Below are 20,240 nucleotides of genomic sequence, written 5' to 3'. Positions count from 1 at the left end.
GCGGGATCAGGCGGCGTTCGCGCCCGACTCCTTGTCCAGCACCATGTAGTCGAGCGGGATTTCGGTCGTGTACTTGATCTGCTCCATGGCGAAGGACGACGACACGTCACGGATCTCGATCTTGGCGATCAGCCGTTTGTAGAAGGCGTCGTAGGCGGCGATGTCGGGCACCACGACGCGCAAGAGGTAATCGACGTCGCCGCTCATGCGGTAGAATTCGACCACCTCGGGAAATTCCTGGATGACCTCGGAGAACCGGCGCAGCCATTCATGGCTGTGCGAATTGGTGCGGATCGACACGAAGACGGTCACACGCACATTGACCTTTTCGTGGTCGAGAATGGCGACGCGCCGCTTGATGACGCCCTCCTCCTCCAGCTTCTGGATGCGCCGCCAGCACGGTGTGGTCGACAGGCCGACTTTCTTGGCAACGTCGGCGACCGCGAGCGTCGCGTCCTCCTGCAGAAGGCGGAGAATTTTTCGGTCAAGGCGGTCCATCGGAGGCTCCTGGTGGAATAGTTTCGCTATATTCCCTTTTATTTGGGCCGTTCACAAGAAAGAAATTCTGCGATCCGCGTCGAAAGCGAGTGATTTCTTGCTGAATGCCTAACCGAGGCGAGAGCGGATTTCCGACCGCAGGAAAGGCAGCAAATCCGTTTCAAACCATGGATTCTGCTTCAACCAGCCAGTGTTGCGCCAGGATGGATGTGGCAGTGGCAGCACTTTGGGGCCGACAGAATTCTCCCAGATGGCGCACCAGTTCATCACCGTTTCCGTGAGCGAGGCGCGGCGCGCCGCGCCCATGTGCCAGGTCTGCGCATAGATGCCGATCGTCAGCACCAGGTCGATCTGCGGCATCGACGCCATCAAGGGCGCGCGCCAGGCCGGGGCGCACTCACGCCTCGGCGGCAGGTCGCTGCCTTTGGCGTCTTGTCCGGGAAAGCAGAAGCCCATCGGCACGATGGCGAATTTCTCGATGTCGTAGAATTCGTCGCTGGTCACACCGAGCCAGTTGCGCAGGCGGTCGCCGGACGCATCCGTGAAGGGCATGCCCGACAGGTGCACCTTGGTTCCCGGGGCCTGGCTGGCGATCAGGATGCGGGCGCTGGAGGATGGTCGCAGCACCGGACGCGGCTCGTGGGGCAGCGGCTTGCCGATGGGATTGTCGACGCAGATGCGGCAAGCGCGGACCGTCTCGGCGAACCTGTCCAGTTCGACGCTCAAGCGGCGGCACTCGGCCGGCTGGAGACGGCGTGATGCCAACGCAGCACATTGGTGCATTCCTCCGGCACCTTGATGCGTGCCGGCTTCATGAAGTCGATCGCGATCATGCCGGTGATATCGGCAATCGAATAGCTGTCGCCGGCGGCGAATTCGCGGCTGCCCAATTCGGCGTCCAGCAGCTTGAGAAAATCCAGCGCCTTCGGCTTGTTGGCCTCGCCCCATTCGGGAATCTGCGGGATTTCCCATTCTTTCATGGCCGGATGGATGTGACGGAAAGCCTGCGCGACGCTGTTGAGCAGGTTAAACTCCATCCGCCTCTGCCACATCTCGACCTGCGCCTTGCCAAGCGCGCCGCGCCCGAACAATGCCGGCTCGGGATAAAGCTCCTCGAAATAGCGGCAGATGGCGACGGATTCGGTGAGGATGGTGCCATCATCGAGTTCTAGAACCGGCAGGCGCTGCAGCGGGTTGCGCGAACTGACCGACTGCTGCTTGTGTTCCAGCGCGCCCATGTCGACGGGCACCAACGGAACCGTGATCCCCTTCTCTGCGAGGAAAACGCGAACCCGCCGCGGATTGGGCGCACGACCGCCGTCGAACAGCTTCATTTCGATCCTCCTTTTCCTTCGGCCGGAAACGCTTCACCAGAAGCGAAATATCTCGCGCGCCGCGTCGCCGATCGACGCCAGCGTACCATGTTTTCGCTCCACGACATCGCCATGGTGGCTGTCGCGCCAGTCCTGCGGCTGGTCGAACGTACCCGCCCAGATGCCAACCCTTGCCGCGCGCGCGGTCACTTCCTCGCCTTCGAAGTCGCCATAGGCGACGGCCCAGCCGGCCTCGACCTGGGCGCGGTTGAGGTCGGTGCCGCCGGCCTTGCAGTCGCCAAGCAACCGGCCATAGCGATCGCGCTGCCAGCCGCTGCAGGTGACCGGCCTGCCGGCGATCAGCCGCACCAGTGACTGCCGCGCCAGCGTGCCACAGGCATAATCGGCACCGTTCTTCCGGCAGGTCTGGGTGTATTCCGGAGCGTCGATGCCGCGCATGCGGATGCGCTCGGTGCCGAGCGTGATCGAATCGCCGTCATTGATGATGGCGCTACCTTGCGTCTTGCGTGTCTCCACCCGATCGAGACGCGCCGCAAGCAGGATCAGCAACCCCAGGATGATAATGGCCAGCCCGTAGTCCAGCAGCTTGCGCCACAGGCTTCTCGGGCGTGGTGCAGCGTACCGCGGGCGCGACCTTGGCGACCAGGAACGGCTCATATGGCAAACGGTTGGTTAATCATTCGAACGTAGCTTAACACCTTGAAATCGCTGCGCGCATAAATTGAAGCTTTTGATGCCCTTGCAACGCTCGAATACAGCGGACAAGTTCATTGTGGACCGCAGGAAACGGCATCGCAACAGCGATGTCGCGCGCGCGGTGCGCAAGACGCGCGACCGTCTTTCGCAGCAGGCCGGCAATCCCGATTTCGACCGCGAGCTGCTGAAGCTCCACGCCCAGGCCATGACACGCGGCGCCGTGATCATCCCGCTGCTCGTCCTGGCGATCGCCGCGGCCGGCCGTCTGGCCGGTGTCGGCAACGAGATCGGGCTCTGGGCGTTGTTTACGCTCACCTGCTATACAACAGTCGCTTTCATGGCGCGGCGCATCGAGCGTACGGAAGCTTCCGAGCTCAACCCCTTGCAAACGCGAAGGGAATTCCTGGTAGGCCATTTTCTATGCGGTCTCGGTTGGGCCTGGTTCGTCTGGCTGGGCTGCGACACATGTCAGGTCGACCAGTTCCAGGTGGTCAAAGCCGTGGTCCTCCTGGTCGCCATGGCGGCGACCGCAGTCATGGCATCGTCGCTGAGCGGCGCCCTGCTGGCCACTTTTGCTATCCCCGTGGCGCTCTTTGCCTACACGGGGGTGAGCTTGCGGATGCCGGTCGAGGCGGTCATGGCGGGGCTGCTGGTCGTTTCCCTGCCTTTCTTTGCCTATGTGGCGCGCAACCTCAACCGTTCGTCGGTGATGATGCTGTCGTTCCGCTCCGAACGGGACGCGTTGGTGGTGGAGCTCGAGACGGCGAAATCGATGTCGGACGAAGCCCGGCGGCGGGCCGAGGACGCCAACCTGGCAAAATCGCGTTTCCTCGCTTCGATGAGCCATGAATTGCGCACGCCGCTCAACGCCATTCTCGGCTTTTCCGAGGTGATGGCGAACGAGGTGCTGGGGCCGATGAGCAATCCCACCTATCGCGACTACGCCCATGACGTGCATGATTCCGGCCAGCACCTGCTCGACCTGATCAACGAAATCCTCGACCTGTCGCGCATCGAGGCAGGCCGATACCAGCTCAACGAGGAGCCGGTGATGTTGCTCAACATCGTCGAGGATTGCTGCCACATGATGGAACTGAAAGCACGCAACAAGGATATCCGCGTCGTTCAGGATTTCGAACAGACATTGCCGCGGCTGTTCGCCGACGAGCGCGCCGTGCGCCAGATCGCGCTCAACCTTCTGTCCAACGCCATCAAGTTCACCGCCACCGGCGGCGAAATCCGCGTCCGGGTCGGCTGGACGGCGGGCGGCGGCCAGTACATTTCGATCAAGGACAACGGCCCCGGCATTCCCGAGGACGAGATTCCGGTCGTGCTTTCAGCCTTCGGCCAGGGTTCGATCGCCATCAAGAGCGCCGAGCAAGGCACCGGGCTTGGCCTGCCGATCGTGCAAGGACTGCTCGCCATGCATAGCGGTGAGTTCGAGCTTCATTCCAAGCTGCGCGAGGGCACCGAGGCGATCGCCATCTTCCCGCTGAGCAGGGTGATGGAAGAACTGCCGGCGCTGCCGACCGCGGCTGTGGCCGCGCGGCGGCGGTAGCGCCTTAGAGACCTATGTCGACACGGACTGGAAAGGAACGCGGACCGCAATGACGGCGGAGTGGGATGCCAGCGGCGTCGAAATCAAATCGGAACGGCTTCGCCTGAAGCTGTTTACGGCCGACGATGCCGGGGAAGTCTTTGCCGCCATCACTCCCGCGGTCACCCGTTTCATGCAGTGGGAACCACCTCGATCACCAACGGCTTTTGCCGAGGTATGGCGATCCTTGCTGGCCCCGATCCTTGACGGATCGGATTTGCATTTCGTCGTGCGTTCGTTGGCGGATGGTCGCTGTCTCGGGCTTGTCGGCCTTCATGCGGCCAGGACTGCCTGTCCCGAGATCGGAATTTGGCTAAGGGAGGACGTACATGGAAACGGCATCGGCCGCAAGGCCGTTGCCGCCATGGCGGCATGGGCGTCCGAGGAATTCAATCCGGATTGCTTCGAGTATCCAGTCGCAGAAGAAAACGTGGCGAGCAGAAGGATCGCGGAAGGCCTTGGTGGATCGATAGTCGAGACACGCTCGAATTCGAAATATACCTCGGTCGTCTACCGCATTCCCAATATCCGGCGTTGACGCGCGAGGACCGGGAGATTCTAGCCCCGCACAGACGCCGCCATGCCTGAACTGGTCAATGCCGCGGCCTTGACCAGTCCGGCTGCCAGGGCTGCTCCCGCACCTTCGCCGTGGCCGATGCCCAGGTCGAGCAGCGGACGCAACCCGAGGTGCTCGGCGGCCCTTGCATGCGCGGGCTCGGGCGACAGGCTGGCGAGAAGACAATGGTCCAACACTGCGGAATTCGCCGCATGCAGCACCGCCGCGGCCGCCGTTGCCGCGAAGCCATCGAGCAGTACCGGTATCTGCTGCATCCGCGCGGCAAGGATTGCACCGGCTATCGCCGCGAACTCGCGGCCGCCGACCCGGCGCAGCACCTCTAGCGGGTCTTCGAGATGGTGGCCGTGAAGCGCCAGCGCCGCATCGACCATTTCCGCCTTGCGGACCTGCATCGCCGCATCGGCGCCGGATCCCGGGCCAACCCAGTCGGCACCCCTGCCCCCGAACAGCGCGGCGAACAGCGCGGCGGCCACGGTGGAGTTGCCGACGCCGAGATCGCCGAGGCAAAGCAGGTCGGTGCCGCCGGCTATCGCCTCCATGCCGAAGGCCATGGTGGCGGCGCAACCGCGCTCATCGAGCGCGGCTTCCTCGGTGATGTCGCCGGTCGGGATGTGCAGGGCAAGATCGAACACCTTCAGACCGAGGTCGTTGGCAATGCAGATCTGGTTGATCGCCGCACCGCCGGCGGCGCAAAGCTCGACCGCGTTGGCGGTCGCCGCCACGGGCCTCGGCGAAATGCCATGCCTGACAACGCCATGGTTGCCGGCAAAGACAGCCATCAAGGGCCTGGTCACGGCAGGCGGAGCGCGACCGCTCCATCCCGCGAGCCACGCGGCGATGTCCTCGACGCGACCAAGCGAATTCTCCGGCTTGTCGGCTTTGGCGAACAGCGTGCGCACGCGTGCCTCGGCTTTGAGGTCGGCTGCCGGCAAATTGTCCAGCAGGTTGCGGAAATCGTCGAAAGGCAGTGCGTTTGTCATGTTGCGAACAATCGTTCCTGGATCAGAGGAGCGGCATAGCTGCCTTGCGCGATCGGCACAACCTCCTCGATCGTCTGTCCTGATTTGCCGCAAAGGCGGCCACGGAAGGCGCTATCGCGAGGGCTTGCATTGGCTTTGCCGTTGCACCATGTGGAGGTGGAAGAGCGGATTCCGGACCGGGTCCCTCGAGAGAAAGTCATGACGGCCATCGAAACTCCCTGCATCCTGGTCTGTTCGATCGATATGAAAACCGGATTCTGTTTCGGTTGCGGCCGCACGCGCGAGGAGATCGGCGCCTGGATGGGGATGACGCCGGACATACGCCGCAGCGTGATGGCCGAACTGCCGGCCCGGCTGGAAACCGTCGAGCGCCGGCCGCGCCGGGAAACGCGCCGCACCCGCATGGCGCGTGAACGCGACGCACCCTAGCGAGGACGGATGAGCAGCCGGCTATTCTGGACTGTGATGGCGGTGATCGGTGTGGGGGCAGCGCTTCTCATGCTCAACGATTCCGCCGGCAGCACGCTCGGCGTCGAGAATTACGATTTTGGCCGGTTGATCTGGCTTGGGGCTTTCGGTGCCCTTATCGGCGCCGGCTTGCTGCGGTCGGCTCCGCTAGGAGTGGTGGCCCGCAACCTCGGCACCTGGGCTGCCATCGTGCTCGCGCTGATCGCCGGCTATCAATATCGCTACGAACTGCAGGACGTCGCCAGCCGGGTGACCGCGGGGCTCGTTCCCGGCAGCCCGCTGGCGCTCGGCGTCGAAGACGGCCACGCCACCGTGACCCTCGACAAGGCCGACAACGGTCACTTCGAGGCGCGCATCCTGGTCAATGGCAATCCGGTGCGGGCCGTTGTCGACACCGGCGCGACCAGCACGGTCCTGACTTCGGAAGACGCGCAAGCCGCCGGCTTCAATCCGGCGGCGCTCAACTACACCATACCGGTTTCGACAGCCAACGGCATCGCGCGCGCCGCTGCGGTCAAGACCGACGAGGTGGCGATCGGCGGCATCGTGCGCAAGGATATGCCGGTGATGATCGCCGCTCCCGGCATGCTGAGCCAAAGCCTGCTCGGCATGAACTTCATCGGTTCGCTGTCGGGCTTCGACGTGCGCGGCGACCGTATGATCCTCAGGGACTAATGCATGTCGCCCGGAAGTGTCCTCGGTTCCGGGATAACGACATGCATAAAATCAGAAGCTTACAGCAGGCAGGCGAATCCTATTCGCCGCGACATGTTGTAAGGTCAGGCCGCTTCGGCGGCCGCTCCACCGAGTTCGACAGCCGCGAAAGCCTTCTTCAGCACGTCAGGCCCGGCTCCGGGCCGGGTCGCGTCGGTGGATAGTATCTGGCGGTAGCGGCGCGCGCCGGACAGTCCGTGAAACAGCCCGACCATATGACGGGTGACATGGCCGAGCCGCCCGCCCTGTTCGATGTGGCGCCCCGCGTAGTCTGCCATCGCATCGATCAGCGCCGCGAAATCGAACGCTTCCGGCCGCGCTCCGTAGAAGGCGGCGTCAACACCAGCCAGAATGCCGGGTGTGTGATAGGCGGCACGGCCGAGCATGGCGCCGTCGATCTGATCGAGATGCGCCCGCGCCTCTTCAAGCGACTGAATACCGCCATTGATGCCGATGAATTTGTTCGGTTTTCCAGCCTTCAGCCGATAGACCCTGTTATAGTCGAGCGGCGGGATGTCGCGGTTTTCCTTGGGGCTCAGACCTTCCAGCCATGCCTTGCGTGCATGCACCCACAAGGCATCGGCGCCGGCATCGAAAACCCCATTCGCCAGCGCATCGAGCGCCGGCTCCGGATCCTGTTCGTCGACCCCGATCCGGCATTTGACCGTGACCGGCACCGTCACCGCTGCTTTCATCGCGGCGACGCAATCGGCGACAAGGTCGGGCACTTTCATCAGGCAGGCGCCGAACGTGCCGGACTGGACGCGGTCGGACGGGCAGCCGACATTGAGATTGATCTCGTCATAACCGAAAGCCTGGCCAATTCGCGCCGCTTCGGCAAGTTTTTCGGGATCCGAGCCGCCAAGTTGCAGGGCGACGGGGTGTTCCACCTCATCGAAGCCAAGCAGCCGCTCGCGCGCGCCATGGATGACCGCGTCGGCAACCACCATTTCGGTGTAAAGTAGGGCATGTGCCGTCAGCCGGCGATGGAAGAACCGGCAATGCCGGTCCGTCCAGTCCATCATCGGGGCCAAAGCCAGTCTATGCTCTTGATATTTCGCCATTTTTTCTTTAACATCAAATTCTTGGCTCCTGACGAGCCAACCCGAATTTACGCCAGAATACGACCCTTTTCGCCACGTTTCGATCTCTCAGTGCACACGGAGCGCACACGAAAAAATGGCCACCTACACAAAACTCTCATCCGGTTCCTGGCGCGTGCAGGTTCGTCGCAAAGGTCGCTACGTCAGCGAAACCTTCCTGCGCCGAGACGACGCCCGGCGCTGGGCGACCGACACCGAGCGCCAAGTCGACCGCGGCGAGACGCCGACCAAGTCCCGTACAGCACGCCTGAAGACCTTCGGCGAACTCATCGACCTTCATATCGACGACATGTGCGATGTAGGCAAGTCCCCTCGCCGCTCCAAGGCCGCTGCCCTCGATATGCTCCAAAGACATCTGGGGAAGTGCAACATCGCGGCTCTCGATCGCGAACGGCTCATTCGTTTTGGTCGCGACCGGGCCGCCCAGGGTGCCGGACCGATGACTCTCGGCATCGACATCGGCTTTGTGAAACTTATCCTGTCTCATGCAGCCGCTGTTCACGGTTTACCTGTCAAGGTCGAGCCGGTTGATCTGGCGCGTATCGCCCTGAAGAGGCTTGGCCTCGTTGGGAAAGGCCAGCAGCGCGACAGGCGGCCGACGCAGGATGAACTCGACAGGCTCATCGGTCACTTCGATGCGAACGCTCGTCAAATAACACCGGTTAGCCAGATAATACGTTTCGCCGTTGCAACCGCGATGCGCCAGGAGGAAATCTGCAAGGTGCGTTGGTCCGACTTGGAATCTCGCTCGCGCATGCTCCTCATCCGTGACCGTAAAGATCCGCGAAACAAAAATGGCAACAATCAGCGCATACCGCTGTTTGCGGCATCTGGATACGATGCATGGGCCATTGTCGAGGAGCAGCGGGGAAGGCGCAGCAATGACGATGATCGAATTTTCCCATTTAATCATAAGTCAGTAGGCACTGCCTTCCGTCGAGGGTGCGCAGAGCTGAACATCCACGACCTTCATTTTCATGACTTGCGTCACGAAGGCACGAGCCGTCTTTTCGAGGCCGGATTCACAATTGAACAGGTAGCTCTGGTAACGGGGCACAAGGACTGGAAAATGCTAAAACGGTACACGCACCATAAGCCCGAGGCTCTGCACGCAGTGCTGGCGAATCGTGCTGCCTAGCGCGATGATCGCCACCGTGTTCGATCGATTTCAGTGGTGAGCCAAAACTTAGAACCAGACTACAAATCTGGGGACAGGACTTCGAATCCCTTTAGTCGCGCCATCCCTTCCAACTGATTTCCCGCGCCCGGGCTTTTTTGCGCAAGGCCTATGCACACACAGGCATTCTGGCGATCACAGTCCCATCCAGTTGATGCGCTCCTGGTCCTCCTTAGCCACGGCCACCGTTGTTCCTTTCGCGTGCCGCAGGTTCTCTCGCCCGTCAAGGTCATGCTCTCTCCAGGCCCTGGCGCGCTTGCATGGCACCGGCGAGCCATCGCGGCTCGGAGTTCACAACCCAGGGAATGCGGCAAGTCCACTCTCACAAGGCCGCGACACAAATGGTTCCTCGATTGTGAACTCGGTCACGCCGCGGGGTACGGTGCAGGGAAGCAGCCATTCCGCGTCCAGCCATCGTAACGCGCTTTGTGGGCGCGCGAATGCGTGACGGCTACTATTCGAAAGAGTAGGTAAATCCCTCCGACGAGGCACCGACGGTGACTTTTGTCATCTTCTTGCCCTCCAGCGAGCGATTGAGCACGCCGCGGCTGAGCTCGGGCAGCAGCGTGTTGGTGAGGATCGCGTCGATCATGCGTCCGCCGGATTCGATCTCGGTGCAGCGCGCCTTGACCATGTCCATGACACCGTCGCCGATCACCAACTCGGCATCGTTTGTTGCTTTGAGGCGCCGCGCTATCTTGTCGAACTGGTGTCTGGTGATCGCCTCTACCATCACGTCCGAGAGCGGATAGTAAGGGATTGTCACCACGCGGCCGAGGAAAGCGGCCGGAAACACTTTCAGCAGCGGACCGCGCAAGGCGGTGTCTAGATCGTCCATGCCGGTGCGCAAGGTGCCGTTCTTCGTGCGGTCCATGATAACCTGGGAGCCGACATTCGAGGTGAGCAGGATCAGCGTATTCTTGAAGTCGATCCGGCGGCCTTCGCTGTCGTCCATCATGCCCTTGTCGAAGACCTGGAAGAAGATCTCGTGCACGTCCGGATGCGCCTTCTCGACCTCGTCGAGCAGGATTACCGAATAAGGCTTGCGCCGCACGGCCTCGGTCAGGATGCCGCCCTTGCCATAGCCGACATAACCGGGCGGCGCGCCCTTCAGCGTCGAGACCGTGTGAGCCTCCTGGAATTCGGACATGTTGATCGAAATCAGGTTCTGCTCGCCACCATAGAGCGTTTCGGCAAGCGCCAGGGCTGTCTCGGTCTTGCCGACGCCGGAGGGGCCGCAAAGCAGGAACACGCCGACCGGTTTCTCCGGTGCGCCGAGGCCGGCGCGGCTGGTCTGCACACGTCTCGCAATCATCTCCATCGCATGGTCCTGACCGACAACGCGCTCAGACAAAGTGGCCGCGAGCTTGAGCGCCTTCTCGGTCTGGCTGGACAGCATCCGTCCCGTCGGGATGCCGGTCCAGTCCTGGACGACGGCAGCCACGGCATTGCGATCGACCGACGGCAGGATCAGCGGGGTCTCGCCCTGAGCCTCGGCAAGTTCCGCCATCAATTCGCGTAGTCGTGCCAGATCAGCAGTGGAATCCGGCGCGGCAACAGGCTCGTGTGCGGCAGCGGCCTCCATCTTTGCCGCCTTTGTTTTCGTGGACTTGGTCTTCGAGCCCTTGGGTTCGGCCGTCTCGGGTTGCGGAGTTTTGGCCTCAGGTGCCTTGCCTTCATGCGCCGTGGCAGCGGGCGCATCGACGGCCTCACCCGGAGCGTCTTCCCCGCCCTCCACCGTGTCGAGTGGCACGCCCTCGCCTCGGAGTTTGGCGCGCAGGTCGAGTATCTCGGCGACAAGCGCCTTTTCCCGATCCCAGCGCGCTTGCGCTGCCGCAAGCGTGGTCTCGGTTTCCGCCAACCCGGCCTCCACGCGAGCCTGTCTGTCGGCCACTTCGATGCCGATCGCTGCCTCGCGGCCGATGATGCCTTCCTCGACCTCGAGCGCCTGGCGGCGGCGCAGAATGTCCTCGACCTCCGCCGGCGTAGCATGCTGCGAGACGGCAACGCGGGCGCAGGCGGTGTCGAGGAGGCTGACCGCCTTGTCCGGCAGCTGCCTGGCCGGAATGTAGCGGTGCGAAAGCGAAACCGAGGCCTCGATCGCCTCGTCAAGGATCTGCACCTTGTGGTGCTGCTCAAGAACACCGGCGACACCGCGTAACATCAGCACGGCCACCCTTTCGGAAGGCTCTTCGATCTTGACCACCTGGAACCGACGGGTCAGCGCCGGATCCTTCTCGATATGCTGCTTGTATTCGGCCCAGGTCGTGGCGGCGATGGTGCGAAGCTCGCCGCGCGCGAGCGCGGGCTTAAGGAGATTGGCCGCATCGCCGGTTCCCGCCGCGCCGCCGGCGCCGATCAGCGTGTGCGCCTCGTCGATGAAGAGGATGATCGGCGTCTCTGACGACTGGACCTCGTCGATGACGGCCTTCAGCCGCTTTTCGAACTCGCCCTTGACGCTGGCGCCCGCCTGCATCAGCCCGACATCGAGCATGCGTACGCTGACATTCTGAAGCGTCGGCGGCACGTCGCCCTGGGCGATGCGCAAGGCAAAGCCCTCAACGACCGCCGTCTTGCCGACGCCCGCCTCGCCGGTCAGGATCGGGTTGTTCTGCCGGCGCCGCATCAGGATGTCGACAATCTGGCGGATTTCAGGATCGCGGCCGATGACCGGATCGATCTTGCCGTCGCGGGCACGCCGGGTTAGGTCGGTGGCGTATTTGGCGAGTGCTGAATCCCCGCCCGGGCCGCGTTTCACCGGTGTTTCGGCCGCAGCTACGGCAGGAGGTGAGCCGGCTTCGAGCGAGCCCTCAGTGACTTCGACGAAGCGGGCGATGACCCCATCCGCATCGATCTTGTCGAATTCGGCGCTGATTTTCGAAACCAGCCCTTCCAGCACCGGTATCTTCAGGCAGGCGAGAAGAATGTGCGCACTGCGCACCTCATCGACACCGAATTCCAGTGTGGCCAAGCTCCAGCCTTCCTGTATGGCATGGAAGATGTGATCGGAAAATTCCTCCACCGAGGTCGCGCCGTAGGGCAGCTTATCGATTGCGCGGGTCATATCCGCCGTCAACCGGCTGACATCCAGCCCGGCATCGGCAACGATCATCTGCACATCCGAGCGCTCTGACAGCACCAGTTGCTGGACGAAATGGACGAGCTCGACATAGGGGTTGCCGCGCAGCTTGGCCGTGTCCGCGGCGGCCTTGAAGGCGCGCACCCCCGTGGGATTGAGCTTCGCAACGAGTTCCTTGCGCTTGAAACTCTGCGACGATCGGCGCTGTTCCATTTGAACCTGCCCCCGAGATCTGCTGACCGTACCCTGCCATAGAAGCGGCTGCTTGACAAAGCCGTGTGACGAACGAGGGCCTTCCGACTCGGTTCAGGCGGCACCTCGTGGTTACACAAGCCCTGCAAACTCCTGCAACAAACCCGGATTGCGGTCTGAACCACGCGAGCCATTTCACATACCCGGCCTGCCAACCGCGCAATGGGCTGGTCGAAAGATTACTGGAGCATTCAGCTTCTGTTAGTTTTTGAGGAAGTGCTCAATTGTCGTGGCATGGGACCGATGATAACGTTGCGTCACATGGGTCACAGGGCCCTTTGCTGGGGGTAGGTGTGATTGATCTCGCACTCTGGCTGAATCCTCTGAACGGTGCGAACCCGTCGGGAGAGGATTTGCGCAACGACCCGGCCTTTCAAGAGCTGGAGCGGCTCACGGAAGCCCAGCTCAAGGTCGTCCACGACGGTGGCAACAAGGCTTCGCAATCAACCAGCTCAGTCGACTGGGCGGCCGTCCTCGAAAAATCGGAAGAACTGCGGTCGCGCGGCCGGGATTTGCGCCTTCTGGTCATCGTCACGCGCGCGCTGGCCAATGAAGAGAAACTCGCCGGCCTCGCCGAGGGGCTAACCCTAATCGCAAGAACTTTCGACCAGTATTGGGATACGATGCATCCGGCTTTGCGGACGAGTGCCACGCCCCGCGACGCAGCGCTACGACGCATAAATGCGCTGCTCGACCTCCAGAACGGCCAGGAAGGCTTGCTGGCGAACATCAGGCAGACCGTCTTCTTCTCACCGCGCGCCATCGGGCCGATCAGCGGGCGAGACCTAGAACAGGCAGCGCTCGACGAGCGCGTCATGCTCCAGGAAGCTGCCTCCGGCCTGGGGACCGCCGAAAAGGCGGCGCTGACGGCCGCCCACAACCAGTTGCTGAACCGGGTGCGCACTGGATGCGCGGCACAGATCGATCAGGCCGCGGACGCTGTCACGACACTTTTGGCTGATGCGCACGCAGCGATTTCGGCGCTGGAGGCAGTGGATACCGCGCTTAATGCCCGCATCGACGGCAACGGCGCGGCCGTTCCGGATCTGAAGAAGTTCCTGCAGCGCTTGCTGACGACGCTGGAGCGGAATTCCAGCATCGGCACCATGGCCAACGGTGCGGCAAACCCTGCACCGCAGCCCGCTCAACCGGCATCGACGCCCACCCAAAACGGTCATGGAGCCGAGACGATGGCAAGTGTGGCAAGCCCTGTGGAAACCAGCGCTGGCCTGCCTGACCGGATCAACTCGCGCGACGAGGTCGTCAAATGCCTCGATCTCGTGGTTGCCTTCTACGACCGCACCGAACCGTCCAGCCCTATCCCGCATCTCGCCCGGCGCGTGCGCAGGATGGTGCACATGGATTTCGTGGAACTGATGGAAGATCTCGCCCCGTCGGGGCTGAAGGAGTTCCGGCTGCTTGCCGGTGTCCCCGACCCCAAGAAGCCGGCCCAGAAGGATGAAAGGTAACAAGCATGCCAGCAGAGAGCAAAGCCAAGGTCATCGAAAGAAACCGCGCCCCGCGCGTGCAGATCGCCTACGACGTCGAAACCTACGGCAGCCCCACGACGATCGAATTGCCGTTCGTCATGGCTGTCATGGCCGACCTTTCCGGCGCCTCGCAGACCAAGGAAGCGTCGAAGTCGGTTCTGGACCGCAATTTCGTCGAAACCGACGCCAATCGCTTCCCCAAATTCATGGAAGCGATGGGACCACGCGTGAAGGCGCGCGTGAAGAACACGTTGCCCCAAGCCGAAGGCCAAGAGCGAGACGAAGAACTGGCGATCGATCTCACCTTCGCGAAGATGGGTGACTTCGCGCCGGACAAGGTCGCCGAGCAGGTGCCGCAACTGGCCGAGATCCTCAAGATGCGGCGCCAACTCGAGGAACTGCTGGGCTTCATGGATGGCCGGGTCGACGCCGAAAAGCGCATCGCGCAGCTTCTGAACAACGAGCCGCTGCTTAGCAAGATCGCCAGCCAGGCGATTTCCGACGGCAAGGGCGAGGAGTAAGTCATGGCCGAACAGCAAAAGACCGCAGCCGCTACCGCCGAGGCCGAAGCCATCGATCTTGGCGAATTCAGCGGCCTTCTTGAAAAGGATTTCAAGGTCAAGAAGGACGACAGCGAGAAACTGCAGCAGTTGGTGCGCAACCTGGCGCTGGCCGCTCAGTCCCGTTCCGAAACGACGACCATCTCGTCCAACGCGATCAAGTCGATCAAGTCGCTGATCGCGGGCATCGACAAGATGCTGACGACGCAGGTCAACGAGATCCTGCATGCCCCGGAAGTGCGGGAGATGGAAGGCACCTGGCGAGGCCTTTGGTACCTCATCAACAACACAGAGACGGACACCAAGCTGAAGATCCGGGTGATGAATATCTCCAAGGAGCAGTTGGCCGACACGCTGGAAGACTACGAAGGCCAGATGTGGGACCAGAGCCCGATCTTCAAGAAAGTCTACACGGACGAGTATTCGATGCTGGGCGGCGAGCCGATCGGCTGCATCATCGGCGCCTACGAGTTCTCCAACCATCCGCGCGACGTCGGCCTGCTGCGCAACATCTCGGGTGTCTGTGCCTCGGCGCACACGCCATTCATCGCGGCCGCCTCGCCGCGGCTGTTCCGCATGGACAGCTGGCAGGAACTGCCGAACCCGCAAGACCTGCAGATGATCGTGAACAACCCGGCCTATGCCTCCTGGCAGTCGCTGCGGGAGAGCGAGGATGCCCGCTATATCGGGCTCACCATGCCACGCGTGCTGGCACGCCTGCCCTACGGCTCGGAAACCGTTCCGGTGAAGGGCTTCACCTTCGAGGAAGAGGTGGGCGGCGACCACAACAAATATGTCTGGATGAACGCCGCCTTCCCGATGGGCGTCAACATCAACCGCAGCCATAAGCTCTATGGCTGGGGAACGCAGATCCGCGGCGTCGAGAATGGCGGCACGGTGCTCAACCTGCCGGTGCACGCTTTCCCGACGGACGACGGTTCGATCGCAATGAAATGCCCGACCGAGGTCGCCATCGACGACCGGCGCGAGGCGGAACTGGCGAAGCTCGGCCTGATGCCGATCTTGCACCGCAAGAACACCGATCTCGCAGCCTTCATCGGCGCGCACTCGCTCCAGGATGACGAGACGCGCGCCGGGCGCCTCGTCGACCCCGACGCCCAGTCAAACGAACGGCTGAGCGCCAACCTGCCCTACCTCTTCCCGGTGTCGCGTTTCGCGCATTACCTTAAGGCGATCGCTCGCGACAAGATCGGATCGTTCAAGGAACGCACCGATATGGAGATCTGGTTGACCGAATGGATCAACCGGTACGTGCTGGCCAATCCAGCCTTCGCGGACGACAAGGCGCGGGCAAAGCGTCCGCTTGCCGCGGCCGAGGTTCAGGTCGACAGCGTCGAAGGCCGGCCCGGTTACTACAATGCCCGTTTCTATCTGCGTCCGCACTACCAGTTGGAAGGCATCAACGCCTCCCTCCGGCTGGTATCGGAACTGCCGTCAGTGAAGGGCTGAAGTCGCAGCGAAGTCATCCTGTTTCGTTTGAAAGCGGTGGAGAAAGACAATGCCTACCACAGAGAGAAGCGAGGCTCCTTCAATGAAGATCGATGGATTTTTGAAAGTTCCGGACATCAAGGGCCCGAGCAAGCGCGACGGCCATGAAGACGAGATCGAAGTGCATGGCGTCGATTACAAGATGATAGCGCCCTACGACCCGAATTCGCTTTCGCGACGCGGCCGTGTGTCGATGGGAATGATCAAATTCATCAAGCACTACGACAAGTCGTCGCCATATCTGAAAAAGGCGCTGTTCGAGAACAAGGCGCTCGACGAGGTGGTGTTCTCGGCACGCCGCACCATTGACGGGGAGACCAGCGACTATCTGGTTGTGACGCTTACCGACGCCTCGGTCATGGAGTACGATATGCGGCAGGCCGCCGACGAGGCCGATCTTATCGAGGAAGAAGTCAGCTTCGCCTACAAGAAGATCAAGTTCGTCTACGACAAGGACGACGAGATCGAAATGGACGTCTATGTCGGCAAGTGAGGCCAAGCGGCATGGCGCGAAGCCGCAGCTTGCCGGCAGTTCGCGGGCAAAGCGCGAGGCGGTCCAGCCCTCGCTCTGGGACCGCCTCGTCAACGACTTGCCGGGGCTGGCATCGGAGATCGACGGGCTGCGCCGTCTGCTGGATGAAGAACTCGGCGCCGAGCGCGTCGAGGCTCTTCTTAACGGCAGCGCGCGCGCCATCGATGCCGACGCCGAACTCACGCCCGAGCAGAAACGGCGCCTACACCGGCTGGTCTTCCAGACCGAGCATCGCGCCGAGATCGAGAGCCGCGGCGTGGTGGTTTCGGCACGCGTGTTGAGAGAAGCCGTGCGGCGCGACATCGAGGCTCTGTTCAACACCGAGCGCTTCGAATCCGAACCGATGCTTTCCGATAGCGAACACGAACAGCCCCTGGACGAACTGCCGTCGCTCGCCGACTTTCCGGAGGTGCGCCGCAGCGTGGTCAATTATGGTGTGCCGTCCTTTTCCGGCCGCTCTTCGCGGGATTTCGACCGCGATGCGCTGGCGCGCGAAATCCGCGCGGTGCTTGCCACCTTCGAGCCACGCCTGAAAGAGAGCGCCACGACCGTCAACGTCACGCTCGGCGACAAAAGCGTCGGCCTCAAGATCGAGATCGACGCGGTGCTGACCATGGCCCCTACACCGGAGCGTATGCGGCTGCGCACCACGATCAATCTCGACAACGGCCTGGCACGAACTGAATTCCGGGAGACCTGAGATGGATCGGGTCTTCGTGGAGTATTACGAAGAAGAACTGACCCATATCCGGGCGTTGGCCGCGGAATTCGCCGACATGCATCCTGCGGTTGCCCGTAATCTTTCCCTCGACACGGTCCCATGTCCCGACCCTTATGTGGAACGGCTGCTCGACGGCGTGGCCTTCCTGGCCGCGCGTACCCGTCTCAAGGTCGACGCAGAGCGCTCGCGCTTCTCGCGCGCCGTGCTCGATGTGCTTTACCCGGATCTGGTGGCGCCGGCGCCGGCGACGGCGATGGCTGTGCTGAAACCCGGCCAGCAGGTGCAGTCGATGATTGCCGGCCACGCCGTCGCGCGCGGCACACGACTGGTCTCCGGCCTCAATCCAGGACTTTCGACGCGTTCGACCTTCACCACCGCGCAGGAGGTCACGCTGTGGCCGATCGCGATCGCCTCGGTCAGCTATTTCCAGGATCGCAGCGCGCTCGCCGCCGCCGGAATCGCGCCGATCGGCGACGCGCGCGGCGAGGCGGCGTTTCGCGTCACCCTTGCCCGAACGGGAAAAGGCGAGCTCAGCGAACTGTCGCTCGACCGTCTCGACCTCTATTTCGCCGGGCGTGCCAGGGCACCCTTGCTTTTCGATGCAATCTTCGGCGCCTGCTCGGCTCTCGGCGCGAGGGCCGAAGGCAAGACCAATCCGCTAACAGCGCTGCCCGGGCCTGAAATGATCGGCATCCGCGACGACGAAGCGCTGATGCCGCGCACCCGTCCGACCTTCGAGGGATACCGGCTGCTGCGCGAATATTTCATGATCCCGGAGCGCTTCCATTATGTACGGGTCGCAGGCCTCCAGCCGGTGGTCCGCAAGTGCGATGCGGGGATCGAGATCATCTTCCTGTTCCGGCGTCCGGTACCCGAGCTCGCCGATGTGACGGTTGCCGATTTCGAGCTGTTCGTGACGCCGGTCATCAATCTGTTCGAACGCGAATGCAACGTCATCGAGATCGATCAGCGCAAAACGCGTCAGGTGCTGCACGCCGACCGCACCCGGGCGCGGGATTTCGAGATCTTCCGGGTCACCCGGGTCGAGGACGCCGATGCGGAGAGCGGCGAGGCGACAATTCCCGAATTGTTCAGCCTGGGACAGAACCGCGGCAGCGGTTGGGTCTATTCGACCGAGCGACGCCCGCGCCGAGCCACCGAAGACGAGCGACGCGAGGGTCTGACCCGCACCTCCTACACCGGCGACGACGTCTTTATCGCCGTCTCGCGGCCGGCAGGAAGCGTGCCAAACCGGCCGCTGAAGCGTCTCGACATCACGGCGCTGTGCACCAACCGCGACCTGCCTATCCTGGACGACACGCCGACGCTTACGCTGGAGACGGCCGATCCGGTCGAAGCGGTGCGCTTGCTTGGAGCGCTGCGGGCGCCGCAGGCGGCCATCCCAGCGTCTCTCCCGGCCAGCGCGGCAGGCGAATCCCGCGCCGACAATCTCGCCTGGCGACTGGTGGCGCAGCTCTCTCTCAACTTCCTCAGCCTTGCCCAGGAAGGCCGTGGCGTGGACCCGCTGCATGCCTTGCTTGACCTCTATGCCGATCGCGGCGATCCCAGCCTTGCCCGCAACGTGCATTCGATCGTGCGCATCGATTCACGCCCAGTGATCGAGCGCCTCCAGATCGACGGGCCAATGTGTTTCGGACGCGGCACCGAAGTGACACTGCATGTCGACCAGTCCGTGCTGGCGGGTCAAAGTTCGCTGCTGCTTTCGGCCCTGCTTTCGCGGCTCTTCGCCCGCCATGCAGGGATAAACGGATTTGTGCGGACCCGTACCCGGTTGCTGCAGAAGCAGGAGGACGTGCCATGGCCGATGACGCCCGGCAATCGCTACCTGATCTAGCGGAGCCCGCAACAGTCGCGGCCGAACCGTTGCTGGAGAGCTTCGACTTTTTCGAACTGCTACGGCGCCTGGAGCAGCGCCGTGGATTGTTCGGCCATTCCGGAACGGCCGACCGCGAGCCGGCGAGACTTGGCCAGCATGTGCGCCTGAGCTTCTCGGCCCGCGACGTCGTCAAGCTCCAGGACGCCGGGGAGAAGGCCCCCGCCCGTGTGACCGTCGCCAATCTCGGGCTGCTTGGACCGGAAGGACCGATGCCATTGCATCTGACACGCTGGGTGCTCGACCGGCTGTCCCAACGTTGGTTCACCGGGGCCGATGCCGAGCAGACCAGCGACACGACCTTCGTCGATTTCGTCAACATCCTGCAGCACCGCATGATAGCCCTTTACTATCGCGCCTGGGCTGACGCGCATCCGGCGGTGCAGGTCGAGCGGTCCGTCGGCGGGCGTGTTCGCGCCATGCTGGAGGCAATGTCGGGGATCGGCCTCCCCGGCACCCAGGATCCCGAACTCGACACCGTGCGACTGCGACAGGCTGGATCGCTCGCCAGCCAGGTCGACGGCGTGGAGCGGCTGACGCTGTTTCTCGCCACCGCCTTCAAGGTGCCGGTGCAGGTCAAGGAATTCGTTGCCGCTTGGACCACCATACCGACGGCACTGCAGACGCGTCTCGGCAAGGCCCATGCCGGGCTCGGACGCGGCGCGACGATCGGGCCGCGGGTCTTCAGCCGCCAAAGCAGGATCGAACTGCGCGTCGGTCCGCTGAGCCTCGACGACTTCAGGTCGTTCCTGCCTGGCGAACGGCGTCTTGGCCTGTTCAAGAAGGCGGTACGCGACATGATCGGCGAGACGCTCGACGTCGATTTGCGCATCGTGCTGGCGCTCAAAGCCGTGCCGCCGCCACGGGTCGGGACTGTCCAGCTTGGCCGAACGGCCTGGCTGGCGCGTCCCGCCGAAAGGGGTGACGCTGACGATCTCAGGTTGCACGCCATCGTCGGCTGGCAGCCGCAAATGGCGGAGGCGGCCACATGAGACTTCCTGTGTCAACCTGTTGTGAGCAAGAAGCTAGCGGCGGGGTGTTTGTTGGGGTCGTAGGATG

19 protein-coding genes are annotated in these 20,240 nt (G+C 62.8%); 12 read left to right on the top strand and 7 right to left on the bottom strand.

The window, feature by feature from the left end:
* Positions 1–6: 6 nt before the first annotated feature.
* The 4 genes from FJW08_RS25595 to FJW08_RS25580 all read right to left on the bottom strand — a co-directional run bounded on the left by FJW08_RS25595 (position 7) and on the right by FJW08_RS25580 (position 2,489).
* The gene (locus FJW08_RS25595; RefSeq protein WP_006205209.1) at positions 7–498 is read right to left on the bottom strand and encodes an Lrp/AsnC family transcriptional regulator; all 492 of its coding nucleotides are present in this window, start codon (positions 496–498) and stop codon (positions 7–9) included.
* 108 nt (positions 499–606) lie between these two features.
* Complete coding sequence (locus tag FJW08_RS25590) at positions 607–1,281, bottom strand: uracil-DNA glycosylase family protein (protein WP_140812794.1); 675 nt, start codon at positions 1,279–1,281, stop codon at positions 607–609.
* Positions 1,221–1,832, bottom strand: coding sequence for a glutathione S-transferase (locus tag FJW08_RS25585; protein WP_140812793.1), 612 nt, complete (start codon positions 1,830–1,832; stop codon positions 1,221–1,223). The genes FJW08_RS25590 and FJW08_RS25585 overlap by 61 nt, the downstream gene beginning before the upstream one ends.
* A gap of 33 nt (positions 1,833–1,865) precedes the next feature.
* Positions 1,866–2,489 carry a thermonuclease family protein gene (locus FJW08_RS25580; protein WP_140812792.1) on the bottom strand — a complete coding sequence of 208 codons (624 nt, stop codon included), beginning with the start codon at positions 2,487–2,489 and terminating at the stop codon, positions 1,866–1,868.
* A 76-nt stretch (positions 2,490–2,565) separates the two neighbouring features.
* Between FJW08_RS25580 and FJW08_RS25575 the strand changes: the two genes are divergently transcribed.
* Both FJW08_RS25575 and FJW08_RS25570 read left to right on the top strand, forming a co-directional pair.
* Positions 2,566–4,086 carry a HAMP domain-containing sensor histidine kinase gene (locus FJW08_RS25575; RefSeq protein ID WP_140812791.1) on the top strand — a complete coding sequence of 507 codons (1,521 nt, stop codon included), beginning with the start codon at positions 2,566–2,568 and terminating at the stop codon, positions 4,084–4,086.
* 49 nt (positions 4,087–4,135) lie between these two features.
* Positions 4,136–4,663 carry a GNAT family N-acetyltransferase gene (locus FJW08_RS25570; RefSeq protein WP_140812790.1) on the top strand — a complete coding sequence of 176 codons (528 nt, stop codon included), beginning with the start codon at positions 4,136–4,138 and terminating at the stop codon, positions 4,661–4,663.
* Between the two features lie 20 nt (positions 4,664–4,683).
* Here FJW08_RS25570 and FJW08_RS25565 read toward each other — a convergent pair whose 3' ends face one another.
* The gene (locus FJW08_RS25565; protein WP_140812789.1) at positions 4,684–5,682 is read right to left on the bottom strand and encodes a nicotinate-nucleotide--dimethylbenzimidazole phosphoribosyltransferase; all 999 of its coding nucleotides are present in this window, start codon (positions 5,680–5,682) and stop codon (positions 4,684–4,686) included.
* A gap of 198 nt (positions 5,683–5,880) precedes the next feature.
* On the opposite strand from FJW08_RS25565, the gene FJW08_RS25560 reads away from it, so the two are divergent.
* Positions 5,881–6,111: a DUF1289 domain-containing protein gene (locus FJW08_RS25560; protein ID WP_140812788.1), complete on the top strand. Its 231-nt coding sequence runs from the start codon at positions 5,881–5,883 to the stop codon at positions 6,109–6,111.
* A 9-nt stretch (positions 6,112–6,120) separates the two neighbouring features.
* Positions 6,121–6,825 (top strand): TIGR02281 family clan AA aspartic protease, encoded by a 705-nt coding sequence (locus FJW08_RS25555; protein ID WP_140812787.1) that lies wholly within the window; start codon positions 6,121–6,123, stop codon positions 6,823–6,825.
* Between the two features lie 104 nt (positions 6,826–6,929).
* On the opposite strand, the gene dusA is transcribed toward FJW08_RS25555, so the two are convergent.
* Positions 6,930–7,928, bottom strand: coding sequence for a tRNA dihydrouridine(20/20a) synthase DusA (dusA, locus tag FJW08_RS25550; RefSeq protein ID WP_140812786.1), 999 nt, complete (start codon positions 7,926–7,928; stop codon positions 6,930–6,932).
* Positions 7,929–8,043: 115 nt separating this feature from the next.
* Between dusA and FJW08_RS25545 the strand changes: the two genes are divergently transcribed.
* The gene (locus tag FJW08_RS25545; protein ID WP_140812785.1) at positions 8,044–9,105 is read left to right on the top strand and encodes a site-specific integrase; all 1,062 of its coding nucleotides are present in this window, start codon (positions 8,044–8,046) and stop codon (positions 9,103–9,105) included.
* A gap of 493 nt (positions 9,106–9,598) precedes the next feature.
* On the opposite strand, the gene tssH is transcribed toward FJW08_RS25545, so the two are convergent.
* The gene (gene tssH / locus FJW08_RS25540) at positions 9,599–12,436 is read right to left on the bottom strand and encodes a type VI secretion system ATPase TssH (RefSeq protein WP_140812784.1); all 2,838 of its coding nucleotides are present in this window, start codon (positions 12,434–12,436) and stop codon (positions 9,599–9,601) included.
* Positions 12,437–12,768: 332 nt separating this feature from the next.
* On the opposite strand from tssH, the gene tssA reads away from it, so the two are divergent.
* The 7 genes from tssA (at position 12,769) to tssG (ending at position 20,173) form a co-directional block, all read left to right on the top strand.
* Positions 12,769–13,944 carry a type VI secretion system protein TssA gene (gene tssA / locus FJW08_RS25535; RefSeq protein WP_140812837.1) on the top strand — a complete coding sequence of 392 codons (1,176 nt, stop codon included), beginning with the start codon at positions 12,769–12,771 and terminating at the stop codon, positions 13,942–13,944.
* A 5-nt stretch (positions 13,945–13,949) separates the two neighbouring features.
* The gene (tssB, locus tag FJW08_RS25530) at positions 13,950–14,486 is read left to right on the top strand and encodes a type VI secretion system contractile sheath small subunit (protein ID WP_140763773.1); all 537 of its coding nucleotides are present in this window, start codon (positions 13,950–13,952) and stop codon (positions 14,484–14,486) included.
* 3 nt (positions 14,487–14,489) lie between these two features.
* Entirely contained in the window at positions 14,490–15,995 is a 1,506-nt protein-coding gene (tssC, locus tag FJW08_RS25525) for a type VI secretion system contractile sheath large subunit (RefSeq protein ID WP_010910844.1), read from the top strand.
* Between the two features lie 82 nt (positions 15,996–16,077).
* Positions 16,078–16,527, top strand: coding sequence for an Hcp family type VI secretion system effector (locus tag FJW08_RS25520; RefSeq protein WP_027047140.1), 450 nt, complete (start codon positions 16,078–16,080; stop codon positions 16,525–16,527).
* Entirely contained in the window at positions 16,514–17,266 is a 753-nt protein-coding gene (tssE, locus tag FJW08_RS25515; RefSeq protein WP_140812783.1) for a type VI secretion system baseplate subunit TssE, read from the top strand. The genes FJW08_RS25520 and tssE overlap by 14 nt, the downstream gene beginning before the upstream one ends.
* A 1-nt stretch (position 17,267) precedes the next feature.
* Complete coding sequence (gene tssF / locus FJW08_RS25510) at positions 17,268–19,142, top strand: type VI secretion system baseplate subunit TssF (protein ID WP_140812782.1); 1,875 nt, start codon at positions 17,268–17,270, stop codon at positions 19,140–19,142.
* Positions 19,106–20,173, top strand: a complete 1,068-nt coding sequence (gene tssG, locus FJW08_RS25505) for a type VI secretion system baseplate subunit TssG (RefSeq protein ID WP_140812781.1) — start codon at positions 19,106–19,108, stop codon at positions 20,171–20,173. Before tssF ends, tssG begins: the two co-directional genes overlap by 37 nt.
* The last annotated feature ends 67 nt before the right edge of the window (positions 20,174–20,240 follow it).

The organism is Mesorhizobium sp. B3-2-1, from assembly GCF_006439515.1.
Classification (GTDB): Bacteria; Pseudomonadota; Alphaproteobacteria; order Rhizobiales; family Rhizobiaceae; genus Mesorhizobium.
Note: the sequence above shows the minus strand (reverse complement) of the source record. Positions and strands in the feature narration are given on the sequence as shown.